The 16,810-nt window shown below is 62.5% G+C and carries 17 protein-coding genes; 7 read left to right on the top strand and 10 right to left on the bottom strand.

Going from position 1 to position 16,810, the window contains the following annotated elements:
* Positions 1–20 precede the first annotated feature (20 nt).
* Both G489_RS0117165 and G489_RS0117160 read left to right on the top strand, forming a co-directional pair.
* Positions 21–791 carry a motility protein A gene (locus tag G489_RS0117165; RefSeq protein ID WP_029042549.1) on the top strand — a complete coding sequence of 257 codons (771 nt, stop codon included), beginning with the start codon at positions 21–23 and terminating at the stop codon, positions 789–791.
* 23 nt (positions 792–814) lie between these two features.
* Positions 815–1,669, top strand: coding sequence for an OmpA/MotB family protein (locus tag G489_RS0117160; RefSeq protein ID WP_029042548.1), 855 nt, complete (start codon positions 815–817; stop codon positions 1,667–1,669).
* A 35-nt stretch (positions 1,670–1,704) separates the two neighbouring features.
* Here G489_RS0117160 and G489_RS0117155 read toward each other — a convergent pair whose 3' ends face one another.
* From G489_RS0117155 to hemH, 3 genes are all read right to left on the bottom strand, one after another.
* Positions 1,705–2,163, bottom strand: a complete 459-nt coding sequence (locus tag G489_RS0117155; RefSeq protein ID WP_029042547.1) for an NfeD family protein — start codon at positions 2,161–2,163, stop codon at positions 1,705–1,707.
* A gap of 5 nt (positions 2,164–2,168) precedes the next feature.
* Positions 2,169–3,149, bottom strand: a complete 981-nt coding sequence (locus G489_RS0117150; RefSeq protein ID WP_029042546.1) for an SPFH domain-containing protein — start codon at positions 3,147–3,149, stop codon at positions 2,169–2,171.
* 119 nt (positions 3,150–3,268) lie between these two features.
* On the bottom strand, positions 3,269–4,330 hold the full coding sequence (gene hemH / locus G489_RS0117145) for a ferrochelatase (RefSeq protein WP_029042545.1): 1,062 nt from the start codon (positions 4,328–4,330) through the stop codon (positions 3,269–3,271).
* Between the two features lie 278 nt (positions 4,331–4,608).
* On the opposite strand from hemH, the gene G489_RS0117140 reads away from it, so the two are divergent.
* Entirely contained in the window at positions 4,609–6,120 is a 1,512-nt protein-coding gene (locus G489_RS0117140) for a bifunctional metallophosphatase/5'-nucleotidase (protein WP_029042544.1), read from the top strand.
* Positions 6,121–6,265: 145 nt separating this feature from the next.
* Entirely contained in the window at positions 6,266–6,862 is a 597-nt protein-coding gene (locus G489_RS0117135; protein WP_029042543.1) for a LysE family translocator, read from the top strand.
* On the opposite strand, the gene G489_RS22085 is transcribed toward G489_RS0117135, so the two are convergent.
* From G489_RS22085 to G489_RS0117120, 3 genes are read right to left on the bottom strand one after another with little or no spacing between them, the layout of a single operon-like run.
* Entirely contained in the window at positions 6,859–8,463 is a 1,605-nt protein-coding gene (locus G489_RS22085; RefSeq protein ID WP_051332776.1) for a HoxN/HupN/NixA family nickel/cobalt transporter, read from the bottom strand. The two genes, G489_RS0117135 and G489_RS22085, sit on opposite strands and share 4 nt — an antisense overlap.
* Positions 8,460–9,359 carry a LysR family transcriptional regulator gene (locus tag G489_RS0117125; RefSeq protein ID WP_029042542.1) on the bottom strand — a complete coding sequence of 300 codons (900 nt, stop codon included), beginning with the start codon at positions 9,357–9,359 and terminating at the stop codon, positions 8,460–8,462. The genes G489_RS22085 and G489_RS0117125 overlap by 4 nt, the downstream gene beginning before the upstream one ends.
* Positions 9,356–10,168 (bottom strand): creatininase family protein, encoded by an 813-nt coding sequence (locus G489_RS0117120; protein WP_029042541.1) that lies wholly within the window; start codon positions 10,166–10,168, stop codon positions 9,356–9,358. The genes G489_RS0117125 and G489_RS0117120 overlap by 4 nt, the downstream gene beginning before the upstream one ends.
* Before the next feature lie 149 nt (positions 10,169–10,317).
* On the opposite strand from G489_RS0117120, the gene G489_RS0117115 reads away from it, so the two are divergent.
* Together G489_RS0117115 and G489_RS0117110 are read left to right on the top strand one after the other, a co-directional pair.
* The gene (locus G489_RS0117115; protein ID WP_029042540.1) at positions 10,318–10,758 is read left to right on the top strand and encodes a hypothetical protein; all 441 of its coding nucleotides are present in this window, start codon (positions 10,318–10,320) and stop codon (positions 10,756–10,758) included.
* A gap of 87 nt (positions 10,759–10,845) precedes the next feature.
* The gene (locus G489_RS0117110) at positions 10,846–12,186 is read left to right on the top strand and encodes an MFS transporter (RefSeq protein ID WP_029042539.1); all 1,341 of its coding nucleotides are present in this window, start codon (positions 10,846–10,848) and stop codon (positions 12,184–12,186) included.
* 80 nt (positions 12,187–12,266) lie between these two features.
* Here the strand turns inward: G489_RS0117110 and modC are convergent, their stop codons facing one another.
* From modC to eda, 4 genes are read right to left on the bottom strand one after another with little or no spacing between them, the layout of a single operon-like run.
* Positions 12,267–13,328, bottom strand: coding sequence for a molybdenum ABC transporter ATP-binding protein (gene modC, locus G489_RS21265; protein WP_051332775.1), 1,062 nt, complete (start codon positions 13,326–13,328; stop codon positions 12,267–12,269).
* Positions 13,321–14,022, bottom strand: a complete 702-nt coding sequence (gene modB / locus G489_RS21260; RefSeq protein WP_051332774.1) for a molybdate ABC transporter permease subunit — start codon at positions 14,020–14,022, stop codon at positions 13,321–13,323. The genes modC and modB overlap by 8 nt, the downstream gene beginning before the upstream one ends.
* Positions 14,019–14,798 carry a molybdate ABC transporter substrate-binding protein gene (modA, locus tag G489_RS0117095; RefSeq protein ID WP_029042538.1) on the bottom strand — a complete coding sequence of 260 codons (780 nt, stop codon included), beginning with the start codon at positions 14,796–14,798 and terminating at the stop codon, positions 14,019–14,021. Before modA ends, modB begins: the two co-directional genes overlap by 4 nt.
* 4 nt (positions 14,799–14,802) lie before the next feature.
* Positions 14,803–15,441 carry a bifunctional 4-hydroxy-2-oxoglutarate aldolase/2-dehydro-3-deoxy-phosphogluconate aldolase gene (eda, locus tag G489_RS0117090; RefSeq protein WP_029042537.1) on the bottom strand — a complete coding sequence of 213 codons (639 nt, stop codon included), beginning with the start codon at positions 15,439–15,441 and terminating at the stop codon, positions 14,803–14,805.
* Between the two features lie 146 nt (positions 15,442–15,587).
* On the opposite strand from eda, the gene nadA reads away from it, so the two are divergent.
* The gene (gene nadA, locus G489_RS0117085) at positions 15,588–16,646 is read left to right on the top strand and encodes a quinolinate synthase NadA (RefSeq protein WP_029042536.1); all 1,059 of its coding nucleotides are present in this window, start codon (positions 15,588–15,590) and stop codon (positions 16,644–16,646) included.
* Positions 16,647–16,810: the final 164 nt, after the last annotated feature.

Below are 16,810 nucleotides of genomic sequence, written 5' to 3'. Positions count from 1 at the left end.
GATTGTTTGGAGTTTCTCGGATGGATCTGGCCACCATCATCGGCATTATTGCCGGGGCCGCAGTTATCGCCTTGGCGATCTTTCTGGGCGGCTCTTTCGCCCAGTTCGTCGATCTACCCTCGATCTTCATCGTTATCGGTGGTGGCACGGCGGCCACGTTGATCCGCTTCCCCATTGCCGGGGTCGGCAATGCCTTTGTGACCGGCGGCAAGATCGCCTTCACCCACAAAAAGGTCGAGCCGCGCGAACTGATCGCCAAGATCGCGGAAATGGGTGATGTGGTGCGCCGCAACGGTCCGCTCGGCCTGGAGAACATGGAAATCGAAGAGCCGAACCTAGCCAAGGGCGGGCAGATGATCGCCGATGGCTATGACGCTGCCTTCATCCGGGAATCGATGGAACTCGAACGCGACCAGTATCTGACGCGCCTCTCCGAAGGCCAGCGCATCTTCAAGTCGCTCGGCGATGCCACCCCGGCATTCGGCATGATCGGCACCCTGGTCGGTCTGGTACAGATGCTCGCCAATATGGACGACCCCTCCGCCATCGGCCCCGCCATGGCGGTTGCCCTTTTGACCACGCTTTACGGCGCGGTGCTGGCCAACCTTGTCTGTCTGCCAATCGCCGACAAGCTGACCGCAAAACTGACCCTCGAAGAGATCAACCAGACCCTGATCATCGACGGCATCATGTCGATCCGCGACGGCAAATCCCCGAACATCATTCGCGAGATGCTGTTTGCCTATCTGCCGGAGACCCAGCGCGGCGAACTGGTGGAGGAGGCGGCCTAGCCGGCAACGGCGCCGCTTGAGCGATGGCAGCGAAAAAGAGCAAGTCGGGCTCCGAAATCCCCGAATGGCTGGTCACATTCGCCGACCTGATGTCCATTCTGGTGGTGTTCTTCGTGCTCATCATCTCCTTTTCCATCCAGGACAAGGAGAAGCTGCAGATCGTCGCCGGTTCCATGCGCGAGGCCTTCGGCATCGTGCAGGTCCAGCAAAAGGCCGGCATTATCGAACGGCGCGGCAATCCCCAACGCGACTATATGAAGAACCTGACCCTCGAAGAGGATCAGTCGAGTACGGAATTCGCCGAGGAAGATCACGACGAGAAGGAAAAGCAGGGCGCCGAGGCCAATACCCACGATTACGAGCGCACCGATATCGAGCGCCCGCAGCAATTCGCGTTGGCCGCCACCTCATTGCGTCAGGCCTGGCAGGAAATGCCTGACATCACCTATGTCGCGGACAATCTGCTGCTCGAGGAAACCGAGGAGGGCCTCAATATCCAGATCGTCGACCAGGAAGGCCGGCCGATGTTCCCCGAGGGTTCGCGCTATCCTTTTGAAGTCACGCGCCAGGCGCTGGCGGCCATGGCGCCCGTGCTCAATCGCCTGCCCAATCAGATCAAGATCACCGGCCATACTGCAGCCGGCGGCACCTATGAGAACCCGCGCTACGGCGCATGGGAATTGACCGTCGACCGGGCCAACACGACCCGGCGGATCCTTGAGGAATTCGGGCTGACGCCTGATCGCATCTACTCGGTGGTCGGCAAGGGCGAAGCGGATCCGATGTTCCCCAACGACCCCTATCTCGCAGCCAACGAGCGCATCTCCATCCTGATCATGCAGGAAGAGCCGCCCGTGCCGGTGACCCTCACGCCATAAACGAAAAGGCCGGCTGATGCCGGCCTTTGGATGGGTTATTCGGTTTCGGGCTCGACCATCAGGGTCGCGCCCTCGGCACCTACAATCTTGACCCGCGTCCCGGCAGCCAGATCGGGTCCCTTGACCCGCCAGGGGCTGTCCCCGATCCGCAACCTGCCCTGCCCGTTCTCGACAGGCTCGGAGAGCGTGTGCACCTGGCCAATCAGCCGTTTCACCCGATTGTTGAGGAAAGGCTGATCCGTATCCCCGCCGCCGCGCCGGCGCACATAGACCGACCAGGCCGTCACGGTGACGATGGACAGGAGCCCGAACAGCCCCCACTGCCATTGCCAGGCGATGTCCTGCAACACGCTGGCCAGTCCAACGATCAGGGCCGAGATACCAAGCCAGACGAAAACCCCGCCCGGCACCACCAGTTCGATCGCCAACAGGATGGCGCCGCCGATCACCCAGGACCAACCGCCATATTCCTCGATCAAAGCCAGAAAATCCATGCGCGTTACTCCGAGGTATCGCGGGAAGTAGAGGGCGGACGGCGATTGGACGTCCGCGGCACGGCAGCGTCACCGGTCCCGAAAGTCTCCTTGGCAATCTCCGCAATGCCCCCGAGCGCGCCGATCACATTGCTCGCCTCGACCGGCAGCATCAACAGCTTCTGGTTGGGCGATTTGGCGATCGATTCGAGCGCCTTGATGTAATTGTTGGCCACGAAGTAGTTCACCGCCTGCACATCACCCTCGGCAATGGCCCGGGACACCATCTCGGTTGCCCGCGCTTCCGCCTCGGCAGAACGTTCGCGCGCCTCGGCATCGCGGAACGCCGCTTCCTTGCGGCCCTCGGCTTCGAGGACCTGGGACTGCTTTTCGCCTTCCGCTTCCAGGATCGCGGCCTGACGGCGGCCTTCAGCCTCAAGGATTGTCGCGCGCTTTTCACGCTCGGCCTTCATCTGGCGTCCCATGGATTCGACGAGATCCTTGGGCGGATCGATATCCTTGATCTCAATGCGGGTGATCTTGATCCCCCAGGGGTGCACCGCCGCATCGACCACCTTGAGCACGCGTTCGTTGATCTCGTCGCGGTTCGACAGCAATTCATCGAGATCCATCGAGCCCATCACCGAACGGATATTGGTCATGGTGAGGTTGAGGACCGCGTTTTCGAGCCCGGACACCTCATAGGCCGCCGCGGCTGCATCGAGCACCTGGTAGAAGGTCACCCCGTCCGCCGCCACGGTAGCGTTGTCGCGCGTGATCACTTCCTGATGGGGCACGTCGAGCACCTGCTCCATCATGTTGATCTTGTGCCCGATCCGGTCAACGAAGGGGATAATAATGTTGATGCCGGGCTTGAGCGTGCGCATGTACCGGCCGAAGCGCTCGACGGTGTAGTTATAGCCCTGCGACACTGTCTTGACCCCGGCAAACAGCACGAGGACCGCCAAGACAACAATGGCAATCAGGGCAATAGAGAAACCGTCCATGTCATTCCCTCCGAACCGGTTTGTTCGGTCTATATGTAGGATGCGCGCCGACGCACCGCAACATAATCAGGGGCGGGTCATGCGGTTTCCGGATCGGGTCGGAAACGGGAGCGGATTGCCTAGAGCCAGCCGGAAAGTTCTCGCCTGACAAGGGTTTCGATCACATCCATGCCCGGATCGCTGTCATTGAGACAGGGGATGTAGGCATAGTTCTCGCCCCCCGCCTCAAGGAAGCTTTCACGACCCTCCATGGCGATTTCCTCGAGCGTTTCGAGGCAATCGACCGAAAAGCCCGGGGTCAGGATGGCGACATTCTTGATGCCCTTGCCCGGCAGCGCCTCGAGCGTCTTGTCGGTATAGGGCTGCAGCCACTCTGCGGGACCGAAACGGCTCTGGAACGTCAGCATCAGCTTTTCGGGCGCCCAGCCCAGCTTCTCGCGCACCAGCCGCGTCGTCTTGTGGCAGAAGCAGTGATACGGATCACCTTTGTCGAGATAGCTTTTCGGTACGCCGTGATAGGAGGTGATCACGGTCTGCGGCTCGAAATCGAGCTTGGCGAGGCCGTCGGTGATGCTTTTGGCGATTGCGGCCACATAGGCCTCATCGTCGTGATAGGTCGGGACCGTGCGCACCGCCGGCTGCCAGCGCATCGTCTTGAGCGCGTCGAACGCCTTGTCATTCGCCGTGGCGGTGGTCGAGGCCGCGTATTGCGGATAAAGCGGCACCAGCAAAATCCGGTCGCAGCCCTGGTCCTTGAGCGCCTGAAGCCGGTCGGGGGTCGAAGGATTGCCGTAGCGCATGGCAAAATCGACAACGATGCGCTCGTCGCCGGCCATGCGCGCCTTGAGCTTTTCCGCCTGCGACGTGGCAATCACGCGCAGCGGGCTGTCACCCGCTTCCCGATCCCAGATCTTGTCGTAATTGGCACCCGATTTCTTCGGCCGCACGGTGAGGATGATGCCGTTGAGGATCGGCCACCAGATCAGCCTGGGCGTCTCGATGACCCGGCGATCGGACAGGAATTCCTTGAGATAGCGCCGCATCGACCAGTAATCGGTCGCGTCCGGGGTGCCCAGATTGAGCAGCAGCACGCCGATCTTGCCCATCTTGAATCCGGGATGGTCGGCGGGCAGCGGCGAAGACTGGGTAGCGGGCGCGGTCGATTGGGTCGGCGATGTCATGAAAGCATCTCGTCTCGGTCACGGGGCGGGGTGCGCATCGCGCGCGCCGCACACTAGTCAATCATGGCGGAAAAACAAAAGGGACCCTGTGCCGCACTTCGTCCACACGCAACAGGCTCATCCGCAGGGCACGGAACGAAACGCCCACAGTGGGCTGGCGGATCACATCGGACAGCTTTTGATCGGATGGTCAAATCAAACGTGACCGACATGCCAATGTCGCATAGAGTGTTTAGCGATCGCCAGACAATGGCGACACAAAACCAGCGGAGGTCAACATGTCATTGGGAATTAAAGCATTAGCCGCGGGCGCGACCATTCTGGCGTCTGTTGGCTTCGCACCGGCCGTCTGGGCCGAGGAAGTGGACATCGATCTGCTTCTTGTTGCTGACGTCTATGTGATGAAGGTGGACGATGCGCGCGGTGGCTTCTCACGCGCGGCAGCGGTCGCCCGCGAGATGCGTGCCGAAGGCGGCAACATGCTCTATATCCACGCCGGCGATACCATTTCTCCGTCCCTGTTCTCGGGCTTCGACAGCGGCGAACACGTCATCGAGCTCCTGAACATGGAGCCGGTCGATATCTTCGTACCGGGCAACCACGAATATGATTTCGGTCCTGATGTCTTCAAGGAGCGCATGAACGCGCTTCAAGGCACCAAGCTCGCCGCCAATCTGCGCGACGAAGACGGCAGCACCGTCGACGGTTTTGCCGACACCAAGATGTACGACTTTGATGGCGTCATGGTCGGCGTTGTCGGTCTGACCGCGGGCGATTCGGTCGAAAAATCGAGCCCGGGTTATCTGCAGATCGGCGATGCGGTTTCCGCCCTCGCCGAATCCTCCGCCGCACTGCGCGAGGAAGGCGCCGACATCGTCGTTGCCGTCAGCCACTCGACCTGGGCTGTCGACCAGGAACTGATCGCGTCGGGCAATGCCGATGTGGTCCTGTCGGGCGACGACCATGACCTGCACGTTTTCTTCAACGGGGCGACGGCTTTCGCCGAGCCGCGTTCGGATGCCGAACAGCTCGTCAATGTCCGCCTCAAGGTCAATGTGGAGATGGACGAAGGCGAGCGTGACGTGAGCTGGTGGCCCGAATTCACAGTCATCGACACCGCGTCGGTCACCCCGCCGGAAGACTTCGCGACCCGCGTCGCCGAGCTCAATGCCGAGCTCGACCGCGAACTGGATGTTGTGGTCGGCACCGCTTCGACGGCTCTGGACAGCCGCCGTGCCATGGTCCGCTCGCAGGAAACCACCATGGGTAACCTGATCGCCGACGGCATGCGCTTCGCAACCAAGTCGGATGTGACCATCACCAATGGCGGCGGCATTCGTGCTGACCGCGAATATGAGGCCGGTCACGAGATCACCCGCAAGGACATCCTGTCCGAGCTGCCCTTCGGCAATGTCACCGTCAGCCTCGAACTGTCCGGCCAGGACATTCTCGACGCGCTTGAAAACGGTGTGCAATCCTATCCGGAAACCACCGGCCGCTTCCCGCAGATCTCGGGTATGAACGTTGTGTTCGACCCGAGCCAGGAACCCGGTTCGCGCGTCCAGTCCGTCACCATTGGCGGCGAGCCGCTTGATCCGGCCGGCACCTATTCGGTCGCGACCAACGACTTCATGGCCCGCGGCGGCGACGGCTACACCATGTTCGCCGGCAAGCCGATGCTGGTGAACCTGACCGATGCCAAGCTGATGGCCAATGACGTGATGGTCTATATCCGCGATCAGGGCACCGTGGCGCCCGAGATCGAAGGCCGGATGACCACCACCGAATAGTCTTCGGACAGACGCAAGACTTTGAAAGGCCCCGCCCCCGGCGGGGCCTTTTTCATGCGGTTTGGAGCGCGCGATGCCGGTCAAAACCGGGTCGACTGAAGGCCCCGGGGCGGGTTGAAAAGCCTGAAAAGACCCGGACGCTCCGATGATCGAAACCATTGCTGCCCTTTTGATCTTCCTGTTCCCGCTCGCCTACAGCCCCGGCCCGGGCAATATGGTGTTCGCGGCCACCGGTGCCCGGTTCGGTTTGCGCGCGACCGTGCCGGCCAATATCGGCTATCACCTCGCCACCTGGCTGGTGGCAGCACTGATCGGCCTGGGTTTCCTGGCCGCACTCGACCGGTTCCCCGGCCTGTTCGCGGCGCTCAATATCGGCGGCGCGCTCTATGTGTTCTGGATCGCGTGGCGCATGTTCGGCGCCGGGACCGCGCAAAAAGCCCAGAGCGCCGGCCCCATGGGATTTCGAGACGGGGTCGTGTTACTGGCCCTCAACCCGAAGGCCTATGTGATCATGGCCCTGATGTTCAGCCAGTTCATGGCGCCAGATACGCCCGACACCCTGTCGCGGGTGCTCGTGATCTCCACCGTCTTCACGCTTAACAACCTTGTCGCCTTCACCCTGTGGACCCTGATCGGCGACACGCTTGCGGCCCAGTTCAGAAGCCCCCGGCGCGCAAAGACGCTCAACCGGCTGTTCGCGGTAACGCTCGCCGGCGTCGCGCTGTGGATGTTCTTCGCCTAGGAGATGCTGGCCATCAGCAGTACGACCCCGAACGCAAACACGGCGATGGCCCCAAGGAGTTCTGCAAGGCTTACCAGCCGCCCGGCCCAGGCGTGGCCACCCTTGGCAGCGCGCCGTGCCCAGTCCTTGAAAAGAACCGCGAGTCCGGCCAGCACCGAAACCGTAAGCGCGGTACCGAGCCCCATCAACAGGGTCGCAACAATCCCGGCCAGCAAGACGCCCTGGGTGAGAGCAAAGGCAAGAACGATCAACGCCCCCGAACAGGGCCGCAGGCCAACCGCCAGCACCACCCCCGCCATTTCCCTCAGACTGCCCTTGGCCTGGCCCGGACCAACCACGTGATGATGCGCATGGCCATGGTCTTCGTGGCCGTGGTCATGGCCGTTATGGTGATCGTGGCTGTGGTCATGGTGATGATGACCGCGCCCGGTCAGCTTGCGCCAGACAAGCCAGGCCCCCAGCAGGGCGATCAGCGCATAGGAACCTGTCGCCATGCCCGCTGCCGCGTCTTCCAGCGCCAGGCTCGTCAGCCTGAGGGCGCCGGCGGCGACCAGAACAAAAGCGATGGCAACAAGCGACTGAACCATCGCAGCGGCGAAACTGAGGGCCACCCCGCGCCCGACCTCGCTCTCGCGGGCCACCACATAGGAAGAGATCACCATTTTGCCATGACCCGGCCCGGCAGCGTGGAAAACGCCATAAAGGAAACTGAGCGTGCCCAGCACCCAGAAGGCATTATTGTCTTGCTTGAGCGCCGCCAGCGTCTGGGTCAGCGAGCGATAGAACTGTTGTTGCTGGCGCTGGACCCAGCCGAGAATGCCCGTTTGCGGCGTTGCCCCGATATTGGGCTCGCTCGGCGGCACGGTGAAGGGCGTTGCCGCTTTGTTGCGCGCCTGTGACGCGACCGCCTCGCTTGCCGTTGCCGGCTCCCCATCGCAAGAGACGATAACGACGTTGGAAACATCGCGCATGGCCTGTTTGAGATCGGGCGGCAGTTCGGTCACCTCCGGGCCGAGATCGAACAGGCGATTCTCGAGCTCGGCCGAAATCGGACGCGGCTCGTTGACCTCCACCGAGCAGCTCGGGGGTGCGTTTTTCAGCACCGCGCCGTCGTTCCCCTCAAAGGCAAACGCAACGTAGTATTCCGGGTCACCGACCTCGACTTCGAGGCTCGAGGACACGGTCACCGTTTCCACCGGCGCGATGGTGAAGCTCAGCGTCACCATACCGCCTTCGAACACCATGCCCGGATCGATGGCCTGCGAGAACTTCACCTCTTCGCCATCGTCGTTGAGGGTCGTGTAGAAATCGAAATCGTAGAGCGCCGCGGTGTTGTCGTCGGCAAGTGGCTGCAGCTCGGCAGGGCTGACCGTACCGTCGCCATTTTCGTCGAGCCCCTGCACCATCCATGCCGACGTTGCCGGATCGAACCGCCAGCGATGGGTCAGGCCCGTCAGCGCGCCACTATCGTCGAATTGCAGTTCGGCGACGGCGTCGATGAAGATGTGGGGATGGGGCCATGCGCCGGCGGTCATGGCGAGCCACAGAGCAGCGGCCGACGCCAGAGCGCGAAAGCACCCGGTCCAGGAAAATGCGGTCATTGGAAGGTCGTCTCGGCAAACCAGTCGACAAGGAAATCGATCAACGCGCGCACCTTGCCCGGCAGGTGCCGGCGATGCGGATAGACGGCTTGGAAAGCCAGAGATTCTCTCATGAAGTCGTCGAGCACCGGCACCAGCTCGCCCCTGTCGATATAGTCGCGCCCCACATAAAGCGGCAGTCCGGCGAAACCGAGGCCAGCCGCTGCCGCCTCCGCAACCGACACGGGCGAATTGACAGTGACCCGTCCGCTGACATGCACGATCTGCGGTTGGCCATCGACCTCAAAACGCAAGGTCGACTGGTGCTGGGTATTTGTGTCGATGATGAAAGGCAGCCCCCTCAGATCATCCGGGTGAGCGGGTTTGCCATGTTCTTTGATCATCCCTGGCGACATCACCAGGACCGTCGGGCAATCGGTGATCTTGCGGGCAATCAGCGAGGAATCGGGCATGGAGGAAATGCGCAGCGCCAGATCGATTTCTTCGGCGATCAAATCGACGCGCCTGTCCTCGAGCCTCAGGTCGAGCGAGACCTGCGGATTCTCATTGAGAAAGGCGAACAGGGCGCGGCTCAAGACGGTCTCGCCGAGATTGCGCGGCGCGCTGATTCTGACCAGCCCCCGTGCCTCCGCCGACTGGTCGGTGATCGTGAGATCGAGATCGTCGAGTTGCCTCAGGATATCATTGACCTCGCGATAATATTGATGCCCCGCCTCGGTGAGGGAGAGCTTGCGGGTGGTGCGGTTCATCAGCCGCACCCCGAGATGGTTTTCGAGGTCGGTCACATATTTCGAGAGGAGCGCCTTGGAGCGCCCATATTGCCGGGCGGCGGCAGAGAAGCCGCCGGCCTCATAAACCTGGACGAAAGCGCGAATGCGCGAGAGATCCTGGGTCAAAACCGCCCCTCCCCCGGATCGCGAAGCCGGTTGAGGTCGAAACCGGCGATATCAGCGAGAAGCGCGGTCATCCCTTCGACGGCGTGTGCCGCGGATGCCGCGCCTTTTTCGGCGCTGGCAAGGGTCGCGTCGCCGACCACGCCTTCGGGGTTGAGGTCACGGCTCATCCAGCCGAAGTGATGCTTGCCGAAGCCGGACAGATGGGTTGTGCCCTCTTCCACGGCAGGCAGGTCGGAGGCGAAGTCGCGGATCTCGTCCTCATGCACGAGTTCGGGCGCATAGTGCTGCATCAGGCTGGTCTCGATGGCCCCGCCATGGATGCCATGCGCCAGCTCTGCCGGCGGGAACAGATCGTCTGGCTGGCCAAAACGGAGCCAGGCGGTCGAGATGGCCAGCATGTCGAGCCGGGTCCGCGCCCAACTCACCGCGATATCGACCGCTGGCGAATTACCCCCATGCGAGGAAACGATCACCGCCCGGCGGAAACCCATGGCCGCGCCAGCGGCCAGCAATTCGTACCAGCGGTTTGCCAGCGCATCGGGCTCCTGGCTCAACACCCCGGAAAACCCTTCATGCTCGGCCGACGCGCCGATCGCCTCGATCGGCAGGCAGACGACATTCGGACCACCATCGTCCATTGCATCGGCAAGCGCCGCCAGATGCCCTTCGGCGATGATGATGTCGGTGCCGAGCGGCAGATGCGGCCCATGTGGCTCGGTGGCCGCGACCGGCAGCATCAGGATCGACCGCGAACTCCCCAGTTCGGTGAGATCGTCCCGGGTGAGATCGGCGAAGAAATGCAGCGGCACGGCCTGCTCCGTTGAACAAAAGCGAACAAAGCTTCCCTATCGCATTCGGTATTACCGAACAACATACCGCGTTGGCCGCCAGGTCGTGGGTTAACGATAGATTACTGCTGCAATCGACCTCTTAACCCGATTGGCTGTAAGACAGGCGCATGGCGCGCGATATCGAAGACACATTGCTGTTCGCCCTGATTGAGGCGGGAGGTGCGGCCCGGCTGCGGCTGGCCGAGCCCTTGACCCGACGTGGCCTGCTGGCCGGCGACGATGCCATCATCCTGGCCCTGTCACGCCAGACGCCGCGCGAGATTGCGGGGCTGGGTGATGAGATCGGCATGCCGACCGACCGGCTCGACCTGACGCTTGCCCGGCTGGGCGCCGAAGGGTTGATCGAACACACCGAGATCGGCGAGGAGTATGCCCGCGCCGTGGCGCTGACACCCGAGGGCCTGCGCGTGGCCGCCCTACTTGCCGACCATTGGATGGCGCTTGAAGACGCGCTCGAAGCGGCTATCGAGAAGAAAAAGAAGCGCAAAAAGCTCAAGCACAGGATCAAGACCCTGCGCGAGGCGCTGCTGGCAGATCTCGACGACTAGAAACGGCTGACTCGGCGAAAAGATTTCAATTGCGCAGACGCGCACACGGGCATAGCTTCGCCGCCGGTTCCGCAAGCGATGCACGCCATGAAGCCGTTTCACCAGATCCTTATCAACAACCTTCTGGCCAACGTCACCAATTTCACCGTGTGGTTCGCCGTAACCTTCTGGATCTTCATCGAGACCCAGTCTGTGTTTGCCACCGGCATGGTCGCCGGGATCTACCTGGTCTTCACTGCGGCTTTCGGCTTCTGGTTCGGTTCGATCGTCGACCACAACGGCAAGATCCGGTCCATGCTCGGCTCGAGCGTCGTGTCTCTGGGCTTCTACGCTTTCGCCTTCCTGATGGTCCTGTTTGAACCGGAAGGGAGCTTTTCAAACCCCTATGGGGGCTATCTCTGGGCATTCGTGCTTCTGGTCATGCTCGGGGTGATTGCCGGTAACATCCGCGGCATCGCACTGCCCACCCTCGTAACCATCCTGATCCCGGCCGAAGAGCGTGACAAGGCCAACGGCCTGGTCGGCATGGTTGGCGGAATCGGCTTTCTCATCACCTCGGCCATATCGGGTTTTCTCGTCGCCTGGGGCGGCATGTATCTGGCCCTCATCGTCGCGCTGGTCGCGACAGTCCTTGCCATTATCCATCTCGGCACTGTCCGGGTCGATGAAGGCCGCCCGGTCCCGACCGGGGACCAGCCCGCGCCAAAGCACAATATCGATATCGCGGGTACCGTCCGCGTCATCGCCGCGGTGCCCGGACTTTTCGCGCTCATCTTCTTTGCCACCTTCAACAATTTCCTCGGCGGCATCTTCATGGCGCTGCTCGACGCCTATGGCCTTTCGCTGGTCTCGGTCGATGTCTGGGGCCTGACCTTTGCCGTCATTTCGACCGCCTTCATCATTTCGGGCATCATCATTTCGCGCACCGGGCTTGGAGGAAACCCGCTCCGGACCTTGCTTGCCGTCAATCTCGTCGCCTGGGTGGTGTGTAGTGTCTTCACTATCCAGTCCTCGTTCTGGTTGCTGGTCGGAGGGTGTTTTATCTGGATGCTGATTGGTCCGGCAGCCGAGGCAGCGGAACAGACGACGCTGCAAAAGGTCGTTCCGCTCGAAAGACAGGGACGCGTGTTCGGATTCGCCCAATCCATCGAGATGGCCGCCTCTCCGCTTACCGCCTTCCTGATCGGCCCCTATACCGAGTTCATCGTCATCCCGTTCATGACCGATGGCGCCGGCGCCAACGCGATCGGAAGCTGGTTCGGCACTGGTCCGGACCGTGGCATCGCCCTTGTCTTCACGATTGCCGGCGCGGTGGGCGTTGTAGTGACGCTTCTGGCTTTCGCATCGACCGCCTATCGCAAACTCTCGGCTCACTATCTTGCAAGTCCCGACAGCGTCGAAATGGCCGGCAGCTCCAACCCCGGCTGAACCGCCAGGGTCCGACCCGGACCACGTGCCGGTCGACGCCTATTGAGATGGCGAGGGTGACAAGGGGCAGATCTCGACGATCAGGTTTTGGTTGCGACCGGCGCCGCCGATTTGAACAGCACGACGACCTCGCTGCCTTCGTTCAAGTCCATCTCGGTCACGGTCTTGCGCATCACCCGCGCCATCAGAACCGTACCGGCTGCCTCGATGGCGATATCCGCTTCGGCCCCGGCACCCGCTTTCACCGCCTTTACCCGGCCGGTGAGGGCGTTGCGGGCGCTGATACCCTCAGGCCGGGTCTTTGCCAGCACCAGATCCTTGGCCCAAAGCCTGAGGGTCACCGGTGCACCAACCTCAAGACCGGGATCGGCGATTTCGATCTGCTCGTCACCCACCGCGACGGTGGCAAGGCCAAATTCGGCATCCCGTGCGGCGATCTCCCCGGTGATGAGGCTCGACACCCCGGCCTCGAACTGACGGGTGCTGCCATGCCGGGCGGCGATCTCCGCCACCGGTCCGTCTTCAACGACGCGGCCTTCCTCCAGCACCATCAGCCGGTCGGCCAGCTCAGCGGCCTCGTCAAAGGCGTGGGTGACATAAAGAACCGGGATGTCGAGGGCCGCCAGGGCCTCGCGCATGACATCGACCAGCGCCTGCCGCCGTGGGGAATCGAGCCCGGTCAGCGGCTCGTCGCACAAAAGCGCATTGGGCTGCCCGACCAGCGCCCGCGCGAGCATCACCCGCTGCTGTTCGCCGCCAGACAAGCCACCCACCCGGCGCTTGAGGAGCGTGTCGATCCCCAGCGCAGAGGCGACCTCGATCAGCCGCGCCTTTGGGACGCGGCGACCGAGCCGAATGTTGGCAGCAACATTGCGGTGCGGCAGCAGAAGGGGGCGCTGGAAGACCATGCCGAGCCCGCGCCTGTTCACCGGTATGTCGACATCCTGCTCATCGTCGAACAACACCCGGTCGCCCAGCTTGACGAAGCCGGCCAGTGGCGCGTCGAGCCCCGCGATCAGCCTGAGGATCGAGGTCTTGCCGGCACCCGAGGGGCCGACCAGCGCCGTGACGCCCCGGTTGAGCGCAAATCGGGTGTCGATGATCGTGTCACCCTTGCGGGCCTCGAGCCGGACTTCAAGCACGGATCGGTTCCTGCCTGCCGGTCAGCCAGGGCGTCATCACCCGCAACAGCGCTTCGGACCCCAGCACCGCGATCAGCGAGACGGCGACCGAGACCAGGCAAAGGATCAGCACCAGTCCGCCCCCATCGACCCGTTGAAGGGCCGAATGAATGGCAAGGGACAGGGTCTGGGTTTCGCCGGGAATATTGGCGGCAAAGGTGATCGTCGCCCCGAACTCGCCCAGCCCCTTGGCAAAGCCGAGCACGGCGCCCGCAACAACCCCGGGCAGGCTGAGCGGCAGGGCCAGCATGATGAATCGCCGAAACGGCCCATGACCGGCGACCGCCAGCGCTTCCTCAAGCGCGGGATCGACAGCCTCGAGAGACAGCCGGATCGGCCTGACAATCAAAGGCAGCGCAACAAGGCCCGCCGCCAGTGCAGCGCCGGCAGCGGTGAAGGCGAGCCGGATGCCGATGAGGCCAAGCAACCAGCCAATGGGGCCCTTGGGCCCAAAGCCGTAAAGCAGGAGCAAACCGGTGGCGACCGGCGGCATGACCAATGGCAGCATGACAAGAGCGGAGACCAGCGATTTGCCGCGAAACTCGAACCGCGCCAGCACGAAACCGAGCAGATAGCCGAGCGGCAACGCCCAGATCAGCGCCCCGGCACTTACCTTGAGGGACAGCACAAGAATGCCGAGCACGTCCCCGCTCATAACGGCATGCCATGGCCGGGCGAGAACCCGTAAGCCGCGAAGATCTCATCCGCTTCATCGGACCGCAGCAGTCTCACGAAAGCGTCGGCCTGCGGATTGTCCTCCCTGATCACGGTGTAATAGTCGACGGCGAAATAGCTCCACTTAGGAATCTCGGCAATAATCGAGACGCGCGGATCGCGCGCATCGCTTTCATAAACGACACCATAGGGCGCGGCCCCGGTCACGACGAAATTGAGCGCGGCGCGGACATTCTCCGCCGGCGCGGTCAGCGGTTCGATGGCCTCCCAGAGCCCAAGCTTGGTGAGCGCTTCGCGGGCATAAATGCCGGCGGGCACGCTGTCCGGTTCGGCGATGGCCAGCCGGCCACCCGCCAGACGATCAGGCAGCTGGTTGATATCCTCAAGCGGTGCAGCGCCCGCTGGCCCGATGACCACAAGGCGATTGCTGACAAACGGACGCCATTTTCCCCAGCCCGACAGTTTGATAACGGCTGAGGCCCAGTCGAGATTGGCGCTGATGAACACATCGGCAGGGGCGCCGGCCTCGATTTGCCGCGCCATCACCGAAGAAGCACCGGTCACGATAACGGGACGGGGATGGCCCTGCTCGACGAACAGATCGGCCAGCGGCTCGAGCACGTCGATCATGCTGGCGGCGGCGAATACCCTCACCGCGTCTTCCGGCAGCGCCGGGCGAACCGAAAGCAAGAACGCGGCCAGCAGGACCGCCAGCAACCGGGGGAAATGCCTCAATGCCGCATTCGCCCGGATCATCGTGCTAGCTCCTGGCGAGACCCGCCGCCTCGCGGGCCAGCGTTTCGATGCGACCCCAATCGTCTTCCGCCACCGCATCCGCAGGGGTGACCCAGCTGCCGCCCACGCAGATGACATTTGGCAGGCCGAGATAGTCGGGTGCGGTCTTGAGCGAAATGCCGCCGGTCGGACAGAAGATCAGGTCCGGCAGGGGCGAAGCAAAATCCTTGACCGCCCGCGCGCCGCCGGAGGCTTCGGCGGGGAAGAATTTGACGAAGGAATAGCCCTGTTCGGCAACCGTCATGCCTTCGGTCGCCGTCGCGACGCCCGGCAGGAGCGGAATGCCGACCTTCTCCGCATCCGCGATCAATTGCGGCGGCGAGCCGGGCGAAACGAGGAATTTCGAGCCGGCTTTCTCGGCGCGCTGCATATGGGTGAGATCGCGCACCGTGCCCGCGCCGACAATCGCGCCGGGGACCGTGGCCATCTCTTCCATGATCTGAAACGCATTTTCGGTGCGCAAGGTGACTTCGAGAAGCGGCAAACCGCCGCTGACCAGCGCCTCTGCCAGGGGCTTCGCCTTGGCCACATCGTTGAGCACGATAACCGGCACAACCGGTGCGCGCGACAACATGTCCTTGAGAAGGCTGGCATTTTGCGCCATGAACGGTCTCCCTTGGTGACGGCTGGCTTTTGGGCCGACGGGCCGGCCCGATCCGGCGCCCCTCTAGCATAGCCTTCATTGAAATGCAGGACAAAAATACCTAAGTTCCGGCAGCAACCGGACCCCGGGGGGCACTTATGGTGCAGATGATCAACGCGACAGTCCCGCTCGACAAGGCCCGTGCCGAATTGGCCGAGCATTACGATTTGTCATTTTCGCCGGCCGTGAAGGCCGAGACAGCCGACCTCTATGATCGGGTCCGTGACCAGATCCCGGAGGTGGAGTGGGCCTTTTATGCGCCGTTGATCCGCACGATCAACGCGCTCAAGAAGGAGAAGGACGCGGTCATCCTGGCGCATAACTACCAGACCCCGCAGATCTTTTTCGGCGTGGCCGATTTCGTCGGCGACAGCCTGCAGCTTGCGATCGAGGCCACCAAGGTCAGCCAGTCGGTGATCGTCCAGTGCGGCGTTCACTTCATGGCGGAGACCTCCAAGCTCCTCAATCCGGAAAAGACGGTGCTGATTCCCGACAGCCGCGCCGGCTGTTCGCTTGCCTCCTCGATCACCCCCGAGGACGTGATGGCGATGCGCGCGCAATATCCGGGCGCGCCGGTCGTGACCTATGTGAACACCTCGGCGGATGTGAAGGCGGTTACCGATGTGTGCTGCACGTCTTCAAACGCGCTTGAGATCGTCGATGGCGTCGAGGGTGACACCGTCATCATGATCCCCGACCAGTATCTGGCCCAGAACACCGCCAAAAAGACCAAGAAGAAGATCGTCACCTGGGCCGGCGCCTGTGAAGTGCACGAAACCTTCACGGCCAACGACATCGAGGAACTGCGCGCTTCTTATCCTGGTGCCAAGATCATCGCCCACCCCGAATGCCCGCCCGACGTGATCGACGCTGTCGATTTCTCCGGCTCGACTTCGGGCATGATCAACTGGGTGAAGACCGAGAAGCCGACAAAGGTCGTCATGGTGACCGAGTGCTCCATGTCCGACAACGTGGCGGCGGAAACACCGGAGGTCGAATTCCTGCGCGGCTGCAATTTCTGCCCGCATATGAAGCGCATCAACCTCGAAAATATCCTGTGGTCGCTGCATACCGGCACCGAGGAAATCACGGTGCCTGAGGACATCGCCGGCCCGGCCCGCGCCGCCGTCGAGCGCATGATCAATTTCGGCAAGAAAAGCCACTAACAACAAGAGCCACCGAGCGGGCTCAGATTGCGAAGAGTTCAAGGGCCGCCCTCAGAGGCGGCCTTTTTCGTGGGTCCGGCACAACCGCTTGGCCCCGGCCAATAAATTCGCCCACTGTTTGATTCCGATCAAGGAACGGGGCAGCGGCTCGGCATAGTGTCCCG

Source organism: Cucumibacter marinus DSM 18995 (genome assembly GCF_000429865.1).
Lineage (GTDB): Bacteria > Pseudomonadota > Alphaproteobacteria > Rhizobiales > Devosiaceae > Cucumibacter > Cucumibacter marinus.
This window is presented reverse-complemented; position numbering and strand designations above follow the sequence as displayed.

Bases quoted from the DNA above. Each gene is read 5' to 3' on its own strand.
- modA (WP_029042538.1), bottom strand. From the start codon at position 14,798: ATGATCCGGGCGAATGCGGCATTGAGGCATTTCCCCCGGTTGCTGGCG.
- G489_RS0117155 (WP_029042547.1), bottom strand. From the start codon at position 2,163: ATGGATTTTCTGGCTTTGATCGAGGAATATGGCGGTTGGTCCTGGGTG.
- eda (WP_029042537.1), bottom strand. From the start codon at position 15,441: ATGGCGCAAAATGCCAGCCTTCTCAAGGACATGTTGTCGCGCGCACCG.
- G489_RS0117150 (WP_029042546.1), bottom strand. From the start codon at position 3,149: ATGGACGGTTTCTCTATTGCCCTGATTGCCATTGTTGTCTTGGCGGTC.
- G489_RS0117165 (WP_029042549.1), top strand. From the start codon at position 21: ATGGATCTGGCCACCATCATCGGCATTATTGCCGGGGCCGCAGTTATC.
- G489_RS0117135 (WP_029042543.1), top strand. From the start codon at position 6,266: ATGATCGAAACCATTGCTGCCCTTTTGATCTTCCTGTTCCCGCTCGCC.
- modB (WP_051332774.1), bottom strand. From the start codon at position 14,022: ATGAGCGGGGACGTGCTCGGCATTCTTGTGCTGTCCCTCAAGGTAAGT.
- G489_RS0117160 (WP_029042548.1), top strand. From the start codon at position 815: ATGGCAGCGAAAAAGAGCAAGTCGGGCTCCGAAATCCCCGAATGGCTG.
- G489_RS22085 (WP_051332776.1), bottom strand. From the start codon at position 8,463: ATGACCGCATTTTCCTGGACCGGGTGCTTTCGCGCTCTGGCGTCGGCC.
- G489_RS0117115 (WP_029042540.1), top strand. From the start codon at position 10,318: ATGGCGCGCGATATCGAAGACACATTGCTGTTCGCCCTGATTGAGGCG.
- G489_RS0117110 (WP_029042539.1), top strand. From the start codon at position 10,846: ATGAAGCCGTTTCACCAGATCCTTATCAACAACCTTCTGGCCAACGTC.
- nadA (WP_029042536.1), top strand. From the start codon at position 15,588: ATGATCAACGCGACAGTCCCGCTCGACAAGGCCCGTGCCGAATTGGCC.
- G489_RS0117140 (WP_029042544.1), top strand. From the start codon at position 4,609: ATGTCATTGGGAATTAAAGCATTAGCCGCGGGCGCGACCATTCTGGCG.
- hemH (WP_029042545.1), bottom strand. From the start codon at position 4,330: ATGACATCGCCGACCCAATCGACCGCGCCCGCTACCCAGTCTTCGCCG.